General features: G+C 39.8%; 13 protein-coding genes. 4 read left to right on the forward strand and 9 right to left on the reverse strand.

Going from position 1 to position 12,904, the window contains the following annotated elements:
- Nucleotides 1-20: 20 nt before the first annotated feature.
- The 5 genes from Q0948_RS12480 to Q0948_RS12500 form a co-directional block, all read right to left on the reverse strand.
- Nucleotides 21-2,138 carry a thioredoxin domain-containing protein gene (locus tag Q0948_RS12480; protein WP_298353220.1) on the reverse strand — a complete coding sequence of 706 codons (2,118 nt, stop codon included), beginning with the start codon at nt 2,136-2,138 and terminating at the stop codon, nt 21-23.
- Nucleotides 2,139-2,210: 72 nt separating this feature from the next.
- Nucleotides 2,211-2,414 carry a dodecin family protein gene (locus Q0948_RS12485; protein WP_298353223.1) on the reverse strand — a complete coding sequence of 68 codons (204 nt, stop codon included), beginning with the start codon at nt 2,412-2,414 and terminating at the stop codon, nt 2,211-2,213.
- Nucleotides 2,415-2,609: 195 nt separating this feature from the next.
- A complete protein-coding gene (locus Q0948_RS12490) occupies nt 2,610-3,440 on the reverse strand; it encodes a YgcG family protein (protein WP_298353226.1) in 831 nt (276 codons plus the stop codon).
- Nucleotides 3,440-3,880, reverse strand: a complete 441-nt coding sequence (locus Q0948_RS12495; protein WP_298353229.1) for a TPM domain-containing protein — start codon at nt 3,878-3,880, stop codon at nt 3,440-3,442. The genes Q0948_RS12490 and Q0948_RS12495 overlap by 1 nt, the downstream gene beginning before the upstream one ends.
- Nucleotides 3,881-4,489 (reverse strand): LemA family protein, encoded by a 609-nt coding sequence (locus tag Q0948_RS12500; protein ID WP_038599204.1) that lies wholly within the window; start codon nt 4,487-4,489, stop codon nt 3,881-3,883.
- A 179-nt stretch (nt 4,490-4,668) separates the two neighbouring features.
- Here Q0948_RS12500 and Q0948_RS12505 point away from each other — a divergent pair, with 179 nt between their 5' ends.
- Complete coding sequence (locus Q0948_RS12505; RefSeq protein WP_148305664.1) at nt 4,669-4,848, forward strand: hypothetical protein; 180 nt, start codon at nt 4,669-4,671, stop codon at nt 4,846-4,848.
- Here the strand turns inward: Q0948_RS12505 and Q0948_RS12510 are convergent.
- Together Q0948_RS12510 and Q0948_RS12515 are read right to left on the reverse strand one after the other, a co-directional pair.
- The gene (locus Q0948_RS12510; protein ID WP_035327266.1) at nt 4,832-5,161 is read right to left on the reverse strand and encodes a MerR family transcriptional regulator; all 330 of its coding nucleotides are present in this window, start codon (nt 5,159-5,161) and stop codon (nt 4,832-4,834) included. The genes Q0948_RS12505 and Q0948_RS12510 overlap by 17 nt on opposite strands.
- Nucleotides 5,161-6,132: a M23 family metallopeptidase gene (locus tag Q0948_RS12515; protein WP_298353237.1), complete on the reverse strand. Its 972-nt coding sequence runs from the start codon at nt 6,130-6,132 to the stop codon at nt 5,161-5,163. Before Q0948_RS12515 ends, Q0948_RS12510 begins: the two co-directional genes overlap by 1 nt.
- 116 nt (nt 6,133-6,248) lie before the next feature.
- On the opposite strand from Q0948_RS12515, the gene alaS reads away from it, so the two are divergent.
- Together alaS and Q0948_RS12525 are read left to right on the forward strand one after the other, a co-directional pair.
- Nucleotides 6,249-8,861 (forward strand): alanine--tRNA ligase, encoded by a 2,613-nt coding sequence (gene alaS / locus Q0948_RS12520; RefSeq protein ID WP_298353240.1) that lies wholly within the window; start codon nt 6,249-6,251, stop codon nt 8,859-8,861.
- Nucleotides 8,861-9,805 carry a GSCFA domain-containing protein gene (locus tag Q0948_RS12525; protein WP_298353244.1) on the forward strand — a complete coding sequence of 315 codons (945 nt, stop codon included), beginning with the start codon at nt 8,861-8,863 and terminating at the stop codon, nt 9,803-9,805. Before alaS ends, Q0948_RS12525 begins: the two co-directional genes overlap by 1 nt.
- A 20-nt stretch (nt 9,806-9,825) precedes the next feature.
- Here the strand turns inward: Q0948_RS12525 and Q0948_RS12530 are convergent, their stop codons facing one another.
- Both Q0948_RS12530 and Q0948_RS12535 read right to left on the reverse strand, forming a co-directional pair.
- On the reverse strand, nt 9,826-10,137 hold the full coding sequence (locus Q0948_RS12530; RefSeq protein ID WP_298353247.1) for a rhodanese-like domain-containing protein: 312 nt from the start codon (nt 10,135-10,137) through the stop codon (nt 9,826-9,828).
- Between the two features lie 3 nt (nt 10,138-10,140).
- Nucleotides 10,141-11,868: an aromatic amino acid hydroxylase gene (locus tag Q0948_RS12535; protein ID WP_298353250.1), complete on the reverse strand. Its 1,728-nt coding sequence runs from the start codon at nt 11,866-11,868 to the stop codon at nt 10,141-10,143.
- A 349-nt stretch (nt 11,869-12,217) separates the two neighbouring features.
- Here Q0948_RS12535 and Q0948_RS12540 point away from each other — a divergent pair, with 349 nt between their 5' ends.
- Nucleotides 12,218-12,817, forward strand: a complete 600-nt coding sequence (locus tag Q0948_RS12540) for a hypothetical protein (RefSeq protein ID WP_298353253.1) — start codon at nt 12,218-12,220, stop codon at nt 12,815-12,817.
- Nucleotides 12,818-12,904: the final 87 nt, after the last annotated feature.

The raw sequence follows: 12,904 nt of genomic DNA on the forward strand, positions 1-12,904 counted from the left end.
AATGTGGGGATAAACTTCTGTTAAAGTTCTATGAGTTTTAAGGCTTCCTTAACTGTTTTTACTGGTAGTTTACAAGCATTGTTAACACAGACATAAATTAATGTTTCACCCTCTAGGTACCTGCCTTCAAAAATTTCTTGTTTGCTAGCGGTAGTAGTGGCAGCAATTAATTTATTTGGTAAATATTCTTGCTCTAATTCTGCGAGAATGTTTTGAGCATCTGGTCCTACCACTACAAGCTCATAATAAGGCTTTGTGTAGTTGAGCATAAGGTCCATCCAGTTAGAAAAACTCGTAGGGCTTTGTGTAAAGTTAGGCTGCATATTATTGAGCATAGCAGCTGCGGTATCTGTATATGTTTTGTCTAGATAATAGTGTGATAGGGTAAAAATGTTTTTTGCCATTATCGAGTTTGATGACGGGATCACATTATCATAAAACTCAGTGTTTCTAGAAGACAGTGTAGGGTCTTCATTTGAGGTGAAAAAGAAGAGTTTATTTTCTGCGTTTTGAAAATGAGTAAACGTATAGTCTGTTAGACTTTTTGCCTTCTCTAGCCATTGCTCATCCATAGTCACCTCAAAAAGGGCAATAAAAGCATCTATAGTTGCAGCATAATCTTCAAGGTATGCGTTTATAGTGCTCTTGCCATCTTTATAGGTTCTATTGAGCCCCCCATCTTTACGAAGCAGATTGTCTACCACAAAATTTGCATTCTTAAGAGCTGCGTCAAGAAATTCCTTTTCGTCAAACACGCGGTAGGCGTCTACATAACCTTTGGTCATTAAGCCATTCCAAGAGGTGAGAATTTTGTCATCTAGGCGCGGTTTTTCTTTTTTGCTTTCGCGAAAGCGTAATAAATCCTCACGCCACTTACTCTTTCTAGTAGTAAGTTCTTCTAGCGAAATCTGGTGCTCCTTTACAAAATCTGTATCTAGATCTTGTCTTATAAGGACATAGTGATCATTCTCCCACTTACCGTAATCATTGATGTTGTAATAAGCGCTAAAGAGTTCAAAATCATCTCTTACAAGGTTCTTAAGCTCCTCTTCTGTCCATACATAATAAGCACCTTCTTCTAGCTCACCATCTGGGGTAAGGCTGTCTGCATCTAGCGCGCTGTAAAAACCTCCCTCATTTGTCGTCATTTCTCGTTTTATAAACTCGAGTGTCTCATAGACGGTTTCTTTATAAAGCGGATTTTTAGTCTTTAAGTAAGCGTTTGAGTATAGACTTACGAGCTGAGCGTTATCATATAGCATTTTTTCAAAGTGAGGGATATGCCATTTTGTATCAACACTATACCTCGCAAAGCCACCACCTACTTGATCATTTACCCCGCCAAAGGCAATTTGCTCTAGTGTGGTATTTACATACTCAAGTATCTCGTCATCATTATTTTGATGTGCGTAGCGCAGTAAGAATTCATAATTATTAGGCATCATAAACTTTGGCGCTCTGTTTAGACCACCTTGACGTGTGTCCCATTGTCGTGACCACTTCTCAATAGATGTTTGGAGTGTATCTATAACAAAGCTGGGTTTATTAGGGTTAGGTGTTACAAGGTCCATTTGTGCAAGACCCGTACCTAGCTTATCTGCATACTCCACCAGTTTGTTAGGGTCTGATGTGTAGATGTCTGCAACTTGCCCTAGCGCGTTGAGCCAGTCTTCTTTTGAAAAATAAGTGCCACCCCATACTGGTCTTCCATCTGGCAATGCTACAGCATTAAGAGGCCAGCCACCGCGACCTGTCATAAGCTGTACAGCATTCATATATACATTATCTACATCTGGTCTTTCCTCGCGGTCTACTTTTATGTTTATAAAATTTTCATTCATAAATTGAGCGACCAGAGTATCTTCAAAGCTCTCGTGCTCCATCACGTGACACCAGTGACACGATGAGTACCCTATACTTACGAGTATGAGCTTGTTTTCTTTTTTTGCTTGAGCGAGCGTTTCGTCGTTCCAGGCTTTCCAGTCTACAGGGTTGTGGGCGTGTTGTAAAAGGTAAGGACTTGTTTCTTTTATAAGGTCGTTTGTATAATCGTGTTGCATAGTGGTGTCGGTTTTCCCCTCACAGCTTGTAATGAGAATCGCAGTAATAAAGGCAAGTACAGGGATATGTAATTTCATAAGGTAAAAATACAAACAAAAAAAGTCCCACTTTAGAGCGGGACCTTATATAGCTCTTTAAAAAGCCTCTTATTATTTTACTTCAAAAGTAATCTTACAGTTCATACGGTATTCTCTTATTTTTCCGTCGTCGCCCACTACACAGTTTTGCTCATTTACATATAAAGAGCGGATGTTTTTTATAGACTTGCTTGCGTGCTTAAGTGCGTTTTCTGCTGCGTTTTCCCAGCTTTTTTCTGAACTTGCTAATACTTCTATTACTTTTAATACTGCCATTTTATTGGTTTTAAGAATTAATAAATTGTTGTTTTCCTTAAAGTTAAGCAATATGTTAGTAATAAGAGTGCGAGGTGTTTAGAATATTGAGATTAGTCTAATTGTGAGTTACAACGTGAGTTTGTGCAGCTTGCCGTCATTTTTTTAATTTTATCAATAAAAAATGCAATAGGCCTGAGTAGGTAAAATAAGCATTTACCAACCTCCAGAAGCACCACCGCCGCCAAAGCCGCCACCGCCAAAACCTCCTCCGAAGCCACCGCCGCCTCCAAAGCTGCCGCCACCTCCAAAGGAACCGCCACCGCCGCCAAAACCGCCGCGCCCCATATTACTGAGTATAATAACGTCTAGTAGTGAGCCAGTTCTTCTAGTACCATTACCACCGTCACGACCACCACCACGGTGATTGTTACGACTTATGATAATCAATATGATGACAAAGAAGATAAACATTAAGATAGGTTGTATGGGGAAATTACTATCCTCTGGTCGAGAGCCTGTAAAATTACCCTGCAACCCTTGAAAAATTGCATCTGTACCTTGGTCTAGACCTGCATAAAAATTACCCTGTTTAAATTGCGGAATCATTATGCGGTTTATGATTTGCTCTGCGTCACGATCTGAGATAATACCCTCAATACCATAGCCAGTATTGATATCAATCTTTCGGTCGTCTTTTGCTAGGAGTATAAGAATCCCATTGTCTTCATCTGCCTGGCCTATTCCCCATTTTTGTCCCCATTTTGCACCTAGCATATCGAGACCTTCACCGTTTGATGATGAGATTACAGCAACTACAATTTGTGTTGAGGTGGTATCACTATACTTAATAAGTTTGCGTTCTAAAGCATTTTTTTGACCTTCAGAGAGTAAACCTATATAGTCATAAACAGCATCTGGATTTGCCGTGGTGGGTTTATCTGGTATTGTGTATTGTGCAACTGCCGTCATACTCACAATACAGAGAAGAAGTGTGAGTACGCTTTCGCGAAAGCGGAATCCCATAAAAAATTCTTTTTCTAGCATTAAGAAGTCGTTATTTCGTCTGGAAGTTCATTTACATCTCCGTGCTCCCACGGAAAGTATTGTGCAAGCTTTTCACCAGCACAGCGCACCCCATCTATAAGTCCATCACGGAATTTGTCTTGTTTAAACTGAGCAATTATTTTGTCTTTTGTAGACTCCCAGAAGTCTGCAGGGACCTTGTTGTTAATCCCCCTGTCGCCACAAATGGCAAGTTTATGATCATCTACAGCTACATAAATGAGCACACCGTTTTCATCTTTAGTATTGTCCATTTTAAGTAGGTGAAATAACTCTTGAGCACGCACTAGAGCATCCTTTTTAGAATGATGCTCTAGGTGCACTCTTATTTCTCCAGAGGTCTGTTGCTCAGACTCGCGTATGGCCTTAATGATAGCCTGCTCATCTTCTTTGCTTAAAAAGTCTTCTACCGTAGATACCATCTAGCTTCCAAAATCAAATTCTACATTTGGAGCGTCTTCAGATCCAGCGTCTGCCTCAAAGTAATCCATCTCTGCAAAGTTTCCTATAAATGAGTTTATCACGTTGTTAGGAAACGTCTTAAGGTGTTTGTTATATGGTTTTACCGTCTCGTTAAATCTGTTGCGCTCTACGTTTATGCGGTTTTCTGTGCGCTCAAGCTCGTTTATGAGTTCTTTAAAGTTTTCATTTGCCTTGAGGTCTGGGTAACGCTCAAAAACGGCAAGTAATCTAGACAGGGCAGAGGTAAGTCCTTGCTGCGCTTGTTGAAACTGCTTGAGTTGTGCTGGTGTAATGTTAGAAGGATCTATTTGAATAGAGGTAGCTTTAGATCGTGCTTCTGTCACTTTTATAAGTGTAGACTGCTCAAACTCTGCATAACCCTTTGCAGTGTTTACAATGTTAGGTATCAGGTCTGCTCTACGTTGGTATGAGCTTTCAACATTTGCCCACTGTGAAGTTGCATTTTCTTGTAAGTCAATTGCGGTGTTGTAAAATTTAGGCCCTACCATAAATCCTACGATGGCTATAAGAGCGATAATGGCAATGACAGCAATAAGTCCTTTTTTCATAATATAATACTGGTTTTGATTGTTAGTTGTCTTATAGTAGTATTTGTTACACACTACCATTCTAGTAGCAAGGTACTAATTTATGTAACTATTAAGGATAAGGTTTTGTTAAGAGGGCCTAGTCATAACATTTTATGTATGATTTTTGCACTCTTATCGACTTAATGAATAAATTGTTTATGACCTTAAAACTAATACACATACTTGGCTCTATGGGATTGCTCGGTGTTTTTACCGGACTATACCATCTCGTTTATGGAGATTATGCTGTGATGAGTTTTTGCGCTGTGTTAGTAAGTACACTATTTATCATACTCGCTATAATAGATATAGCAAGGCAGTCTAGAGGTCACCTTTAATCTCTAGTAACTGCGCCTTTACGCCTTCTAGCTTGCGTATAATGTCAAAGTTGCTCAAGATCTCCTTTTTTCCTTCCTTAAGATGGATTTTTGCGCCTTCTAGTGTAAAGCCGCGCTCTTTTACTAAGTGATAGATAAGCTCTAAATTCTTAATGTCACTTGGAGTAAACTTACGAGTGCCACGCGCATTCTTTTTAGGTTGAAGCACGTCAAACTCTTTCTCCCAGAAGCGCAGGAGCGATGCGTTTACATCAAAGGCCTTTGCAACCTCACCTATACTATAATAACGCTTTTCTGGAAGATCTATGTGCATTAGTCAAGTGATTGATTTTCTAGTGCAGCAGCAGCTAGCATAATATCATACTCCTCAGGAGTAAGATCATTATGATAAAAATTTACTGGATTTACCACTTTACCGTTTTTCCAAACTTCATAATGCAAGTGTGGTCCAGATGAAAGTCCTGTGTTACCTACATAGCCTATAATCTCTCCACGTTTTACCTTGCGTCCTACTTTTGTGTTGTACTTGCTCATATGGGCATAGTAGGTTTTGTAGCCAAAACCGTGTTCTATAATCACCATCTTACCATAACCGCTACCTAAACCTACTTTTTTTACAGTACCGTCACCAGTTGCATAAATAGGTGTGCCTGGAGGGGCTGTAAAATCCATTCCATTGTGCATTTTTCTATACTTTAAAATAGGGTGTACGCGCATACCATAACCAGAGGCAACTCTAGAGAGGTCTTTGTTTTGTACCGGTTGTATGGCTGGTATAGTTTTGAGAAGTGCTTCTTTTTCTTCGGCGAGCTTTGCAATCTCGTCTAGTGATTTAGATTGTATAACAAGTCTTTTTGTGATCTGGTCTATACGTTTTGCACTGTTTGTAATCATTGCAGAGTTATCATAACCCTCAAGGTTTTTGTAACGGTTAACCCCACCAAAACCCGCTAGACGTACATCATTAGGTATAGGGCTCGCTTCAAAGAGTACACGATATACATTATTATCACGCTCCTCTACATTTGCAAGTACACGTTCTATCTGGTCGAGTTTCTTTTCTTGCATCTCAAACTGCAGAGACATATTAGAAAGTTCCCGTTCTAGCTTACGTTCTTTAGGCGTATCTACACCAGAGTTAAATACAGCAATTGTTATAAGAAGCCCCATAAGAGCAGAAGAAGCAATAAATATAAGTGCGGCTCCAAAGGTGCGTCCCTTTTTTCGCTCTACTTTTCGGTAAGATAGTGTCTCACTATCATAGTAATATTTTACCTTAGACATAAGTTAAAATGCTTATTTTTGAGGTTTATTTATGGAGCTGTGCGCTTTCGCGAAAGCGTGATTTCTCAACTTCATAACAGTCAAATATAAAATAAATTATCCACACCTTCTATCGTATGAAATCTCAAGAGGTACGTAAACAGTTTTTAGAATTTTTCAAGTCCAAAAATCATTCCATAGTCGCCTCTGCGCCAATGGTTTTGAAGGATGACCCGACCCTGATGTTTACAAACGCTGGAATGGTTCCGTTTAAAGAATACTTTTTAGGAAACGCTACGCCAAAAAATTCACGACTTACTGACACCCAAAAGTGTTTGCGTGTATCTGGTAAGCATAATGATCTTGAGGAGGTAGGAAAAGATACGTATCATCACACGATGTTTGAGATGCTGGGTAACTGGTCTTTTGGAGATTACTTTAAGGAAGAAGCGATTGCTTGGGCTTGGGAGTTTCTTACAGAGGTAGTAAAGGTAGATAAGGACAGTATATATGTTTCGATTTTTGAAGGTGACGAGTCTGAAGGGCTTGAGCGCGATCAAGAGGCATATGATATATGGACAAAACATATAGACGAGAGCCGCATTATAAACGGAAACAAGAAAGATAATTTCTGGGAGATGGGTGCTCAAGGCCCTTGTGGACCTTGCTCTGAGATACACGTAGATATACGCTCTGCCGAAGAAAAAGCAGCCGTAGACGGTAAGTCACTAGTAAATATGGATCACCCGCTCGTAATCGAGATCTGGAATCTGGTATTTATGCAATACAACCGTCTGGCAAATGGGTCGCTCACAAAGCTTCCTAGCCAGCACGTAGATACGGGAATGGGCTTTGAGAGATTGTGTATGGTCCTGCAAGGTGTACAATCTAACTATGATACAGATGTGTTTACACCACTTATGCGTGAGGTAGAAACCATTACTTCATCAAAATGTGGCGAGACAGAAGAAACAGATATCGCTGTACGTGTGATTGCAGATCACGTGAGAGCTGTCTCATTTTCTATAGCAGATGGACAGTTACCGTCTAACACAGGTGCTGGGTATGTGATAAGACGTATACTGCGACGTGCCATTCGTTACGGATTTACATTTTTAGACACAAAAGAACCATTTATATATAAACTGGTTTCTACACTTGTAAACCAGATGGGAGATGCCTTTCCAGAGCTGGAAGCACAAAAAAATCTTATTACAAATGTGATACGAGAAGAAGAGGCTTCGTTCTTGCGCACACTTGATAAAGGACTCATCTTATTAGATAATGTAATTGCAAATACCTCTGGAGATACTGTTTCTGGTGATAAAGCTTTTGAGCTTTATGACACCTATGGCTTCCCAATAGATCTTACAGCACTTATACTTAGTGAGAAAAATCTAAAACTAGACGAAGCTGGCTTTGAAGCTGCGCTTAAAGAGCAAAAAGACCGTTCTCGTGCAGCAACCAAAGTTGAGACAGACGACTGGAATATCTTACAAGAAGATAGCGAAGAGGAATTCATAGGCTACGATACTCTAGAAGCATCTGTAAAAATCACTCGCTACCGTAAGACAGAGAGTAAAAAAGACGGGGAGTTATATCAACTAGTATTTAATCTTACTCCGTTCTATCCAGAAGGAGGAGGGCAAGTAGGTGATAAAGGATATCTAGAAACTCCAAGCGGAGAGGTGGTTTATATCATAGATACAAAGAAAGAAAACAACCTTATTATACACCTTGCCAAAAACCTCCCAAGATCTACCGAGGGAACGTTTAAGGCAGTGGTAGATGTAAAGCAACGTAGCCGTACGGCTGCAAACCATACTGCAACACACTTATTGCACCAAGGGCTTCGTAAGATATTAGGAACACACGTGGAGCAAAAAGGAAGTATGGTACATAGCAGAAACCTACGTTTTGACTTCTCTCACTTTTCTAAAGTGACAAGCGAGGAGTTGAAAGAGGTAGAAGATTTTGTAAATGCACGCATACGGGAAAACTTATCTCTAGAAGAGCAACGTGGTATTTCTTATGATCAAGCTATTCAAGAAGGAGCGATAGCATTATTTGGAGAGAAGTATGGTGATGCAGTAAGGACAATACGCTTTGGGAAGTCTATGGAGCTTTGTGGTGGTACACACGTAAAAAATACAGGAGACATCTGGCATTTTAAAATCACTTCAGAAGGTGCAGTGGCATCTGGTATACGCCGTATAGAAGCAATTACTAGTGATGCTGCCAAAGATTACTTTACATCAGAAACCGAAGCCTATAATCAAGTAAAAGCAACCCTTAAAGGGAATCAAGATCCAGTAAAGGCGATTACTAGCCTACTAGATGAGAATGCTGCTTTAAAAAAGCAAGTAGAAGCACTTATAAAAGAGAAAGCTCAAAACCTAAGTGGTGATCTTGCAAAAGAATTTGAAGACATAGATGGAGTAGATTTCTTAGCAAAAAAGGTAGATCTAGATGCGGGAGCTATTAAAGATCTTGCTTTTAAATTAGGAGAGAATAAAGACAACGTATTCTTGCTATTTGGAACAGAGCAAAACGGTAAGGCATTACTAAGTTGCTACATCTCAAAAGAGCTTGTCGCTTCAAAAAATCTGAACGCAGGTACTGTCGTGCGTGAGTTAGGAAAGCACATCCAAGGTGGAGGTGGAGGACAACCTTTCTTTGCAACTGCAGGAGGTAAAAATCCAGCAGGTATAGACGCAGCCATTGTTGAGGTTAAGAACTATCTTGTATAATGAAACTACAGACCCAAATACCGCTAGAGCCTGCTGCTCGTCAATTTGGGTATGATCATAAATTATTGTTATTAGGTTCTTGCTTTGCGCAGAACATAGGTGACAAGCTAGCATATTATAAATTCCAAGCGGTTACAAATCCGTTTGGAATTATTTTTAATCCCGTCGCACTAGAACGGTTAGTAGCAGATGCTGTTGCAAATAAAACCTATACAGAAGCAGATGTTTTTGAACTAGACGGCGTCTGGAAATCTTTTTATGCCCATAGTGATAAAAACGCCCTTACAAGACTAGGAGCTGTGATACACTTACAAGAGGCGCAGCAATTGCTCAGGCAACAGCTCATAGAGGCTTCTCATCTATTTGTCACACTAGGTACTGCTTGGGTTTATAAACATCTTGAACGTGATGAGGTGGTGGCCAACTGTCACAAGGTTCCTCAACAAGCTTTTACTAAAAAACTCCTTTCTGTAACTGAAATTCAAGAAAGTCTGTCTCGTATTTGTGAGCTGGTAAAAACACTTAACCCACAAATTGAGATTGCCTTTACGGTGTCGCCAGTGCGCCATATTAAAGATGGTATAGTAGAAAATACCCGCAGCAAGTCACATTTACTTACAGCAGTTCATCAACTTGTAGATAGTCGTGAGGTGAGTTATTTTCCGGCTTATGAGATTGTGATGGATGAGTTGCGTGACTATCGCTTTTATGCAAGTGATATGGTTCACCCATCTGAGCAAGCTGTTATGTATGTATGGGAGCGTTTTGTAGAGGTGTACGCTTTCGCGAAAGCGCAACAAATAATGAAAAAAGTAGCTCAAGTGCAACAAGGGTTGGCTCACAAACCTTTTAATGAAGACAGCGCTGCGCACCAGAAATTTATTACAGATCTTGCAAAAAAACAGCAAGCCCTAACTGAAGTCTATCCTTTTATGAACTTCTAGATAATTAAAGTAAAAAAGGATCACCCATTCATTTTCTTATAAGCACTCATCCAGGCACCTCCATTCATTGCTTCAATACCTTTTGATCTAAGGACGGCTGCGGCTGTAGCACTGCGGCCACCGCTGGCACAAACGCATATTACAGGTTTGTTCCATTTTTTAATCGTTGTGGCTTGGGCGGTTATGTTTTGCACAGTTATGTGCTTTGAGCCTGGAATGGCGCCGCTATCATACTCGGCTTTTGAGCGCACGTCTATAATGATACCACCACGAGAGATGTACTCGTTAAGTTTATCTTTTTTATTACCAAAGAGCTTACTTAAAAATCCCATAGTTTACTGTATTAATTCTAGGCCATTTGTGATGAGGTGTGCTACCTTCTCTTTGTGTTTTTGCACCTCTTTAAGATGTGTGAGTACGGCGTTGTCTTTTGTGAGTTCATAAATTTCTAAGGCACATAACCAGTCTTGAGGGTAGTTTTTTTGTAAGCTTGTAAATACCTCAAGAAGTGCTTCTTTGTCTATTTGATTGCTTTCTCTTTGTAATCGTACTTGCTGGTAGAGCCTGTTAAGCGTGTCTTCTTTTTCTGAGAGCGTAGGTTTTACCGTATTAGTCTCTGCGACGTGTGTAATGAGATCAAAAGATAAGAAGTCTGCCGCTCCGGCAAAGGCAGAGACAATTTGTGAACCTATCACTAGGTCGAAGTCTCCCATAGATGGGTCGTGTAAAATTTTGTCACCATAAGTTACCGTACAATCTGTAAACTGTATAAGCATTAACTGCCCACCTAGGTTACGCATCCCGGTAACATTTAATCCGCTTACGGTGATGCCACTTTCATATTCAAAAGAGATAGGCTTACCATCATAAAAGTCATAAGCTTTTAAGTCTCTTGGTCCCATATTTTCTATAGAGAGATTTATGCCCTTAAGCTTGCCTAGAGGAGAGCTAAAACCGTTTTTGTAACGGTTTACTCCGTGACCTATAAGTTCTTTCTCTCTATAAGAAAGTGCTGTTTCACCTTGAGTAGCAAAGTAAACCACCTCATTATCTTCATTTTGAATCATCTCTGTAAATATGCCGCTTACTTGTAAACCTGTGTTGAGTTCTAGTGTGCCTATTTGCTTTGATTCTATGAGTTTTTTTAGTCCGCGCCAGCCACCTTTACGTACTGCCATTGTACCTGCAAATTCTTCTAAGACTTGCATTAGGTATGCAAAGTCTGGTGTGACAAATAGTTGAGGTTGCGGTTTTGTAATGTCAAATTCTTGGTAAGCAGCATCTATCGAGTAAGGTATTTTCTTTACCTCGTCTGTCATACACCAGGTGCTCTCTCCTATAGAAGAGAGTAATCCTGCTCCGTATATTTTTGGGTTTTCTACAGCACCTACCATTCCATACTCTACCGTCCACCAGTGTAGGTTGCGTATAAGTGCAATTTCAGAAGGCTGTACCTCTTTATTTTGTAATTGTTCTACACTTCTTTCGGCGGCGTCTATGGCCTCTTGTGTGATGCCATCTGCCTCTTTAAGAATAGATAGTGTGCGTACAGCTTCATACATTTCCATATCGTGGGCACTAGAGATGGCTTTTGCACCTATCTCTCCAAATCTTCTTAAGTACTCTGCATAGTCTGGACTTGCAATAATAGGCGCGTGCCCGGCTCCCTCGTGTATAATATCTGGTGCAGGGGTGTACTCTATGTTTTCTAGCTGGCGTATATCACTTGCAATGACAAGCACTTTGTAAGCTTGAAACTCCATAAAAGCATTAGGTGGTATAAAACCATCTACGGCTACGGCTGCCCATCCTATTTCTTTAAGGATGCGGTTCATCCCGTACATAGAAGGGATGTTATCTATAGAGATGCCGGTTTTTTCTAACCCCATTACATAGCTCTCGTGGGCTACTTTACTTAGATAGTCTACGTTTTTACGCATCACATATCGCCATACGGCTTGATTTATGGGCGTATACTGCTCATAATCTTGTGCTTTGATATATTGTTTTAAGTGCGGCGGAAGCCTGTCTAATAGAGGATTACTCTCAACGTTTGTATGCATAGCGTAAAATTAATTCATAAGTCGTGGTTGTCCTCATATAATTTCAAGATTTGTTTGATAATTGTGGGGAGTGTTGTTGCGCTTTATCGCTTTGCTCTCCATTAGGTAGTGAGTCTCATAAGTTCGCTTTCGCGAAAGCGTTATAAAGCCCATTAGCCCCTTTTTTAGAATAAGGAGTATCATAAGTACTCGTTAATATTTGGAAAAATTATGCTAATGCCCTAGCGTTTGTTAAGAGACGGTAGGGTTATGTTAAGGATGTCTCCATACTTTAGCATAGGCTTATAACTATATATTTTATGTAGCCTCGATGTCCTTATACATTTGTATCAAACAAAAATATAAGACTATGAAGAAGACAATAATCACATCGTTATTTGCAATTGCAATAGCAACAGGAATACAAGCACAAACCGAAACAATGGCAGTAAATAATATGCTAGTTGAGATGAACGGTACCCAAGATGATATAAATGAGACAGGCGTAGTAGGGATAAGTGGCTGGACAAGTTTTAATGAGTTGAGCTCACAGATGTATAAACTCAAAGGAGCAAATTACTTTAATACCATTAAAATGATACGCGCTATGGAGCCTACAGTGATGTCACTAGAAGCTACAAAGCCTATGTGGATGAACACAGAAGAGATTAATGAAGACGTAGCAGATTTTAAGAAAGAGTATATGGAACTCACTACAGAGATGAACGTAGATAATGATGAGTTCAGAGAAAATCTAGAGGAAATCTCAGAGCAGTATGAAGATTTAAGAGAAGAGGCGATGGAAACTTTTATTGACTACCGTAAGACCGTGATAGATGGGAATGAGGAGTATAAAGAAGAAATCGAAAAAGACCGTTCTAAAATGATGAATAGTAAAGATGGTCAAGAAGAATATAAAGAGGAGACTAAGGAGCTCAAGAAGATACGTGATGGTAAATCAAACCAATAGTATTAATTTGATATAATTTAATTGTAAAGCCACCCGTTAAGGGTGGCTTTTTTTATGTTGAGTGGGCAATAATCTGGCTGTAATAGT

This window comes from uncultured Dokdonia sp. (assembly GCF_947496725.1).
GTDB lineage: Bacteria > Bacteroidota > Bacteroidia > Flavobacteriales > Flavobacteriaceae > Dokdonia.

What these genes read in the sequence shown, in the direction of transcription:
- Q0948_RS12480 (WP_298353220.1), bottom strand. Translation starts at nt 2,138, where the DNA reads ATGAAATTACATATCCCTGTACTTGCCTTTATTACTGCGATTCTCATT.
- Q0948_RS12485 (WP_298353223.1), bottom strand. Translation starts at nt 2,414, where the DNA reads ATGGCAGTATTAAAAGTAATAGAAGTATTAGCAAGTTCAGAAAAAAGC.
- Q0948_RS12490 (WP_298353226.1), bottom strand. Translation starts at nt 3,440, where the DNA reads ATGCTAGAAAAAGAATTTTTTATGGGATTCCGCTTTCGCGAAAGCGTA.
- Q0948_RS12495 (WP_298353229.1), bottom strand. Translation starts at nt 3,880, where the DNA reads ATGGTATCTACGGTAGAAGACTTTTTAAGCAAAGAAGATGAGCAGGCT.
- Q0948_RS12500 (WP_038599204.1), bottom strand. Translation starts at nt 4,489, where the DNA reads ATGAAAAAAGGACTTATTGCTGTCATTGCCATTATCGCTCTTATAGCC.
- Q0948_RS12505 (WP_148305664.1), top strand. Translation starts at nt 4,669, where the DNA reads ATGACCTTAAAACTAATACACATACTTGGCTCTATGGGATTGCTCGGT.
- Q0948_RS12510 (WP_035327266.1), bottom strand. Translation starts at nt 5,161, where the DNA reads ATGCACATAGATCTTCCAGAAAAGCGTTATTATAGTATAGGTGAGGTT.
- Q0948_RS12515 (WP_298353237.1), bottom strand. Translation starts at nt 6,132, where the DNA reads ATGTCTAAGGTAAAATATTACTATGATAGTGAGACACTATCTTACCGA.
- alaS (WP_298353240.1), top strand. Translation starts at nt 6,249, where the DNA reads ATGAAATCTCAAGAGGTACGTAAACAGTTTTTAGAATTTTTCAAGTCC.
- Q0948_RS12525 (WP_298353244.1), top strand. Translation starts at nt 8,861, where the DNA reads ATGAAACTACAGACCCAAATACCGCTAGAGCCTGCTGCTCGTCAATTT.
- Q0948_RS12530 (WP_298353247.1), bottom strand. Translation starts at nt 10,137, where the DNA reads ATGGGATTTTTAAGTAAGCTCTTTGGTAATAAAAAAGATAAACTTAAC.
- Q0948_RS12535 (WP_298353250.1), bottom strand. Translation starts at nt 11,868, where the DNA reads ATGCATACAAACGTTGAGAGTAATCCTCTATTAGACAGGCTTCCGCCG.
- Q0948_RS12540 (WP_298353253.1), top strand. Translation starts at nt 12,218, where the DNA reads ATGAAGAAGACAATAATCACATCGTTATTTGCAATTGCAATAGCAACA.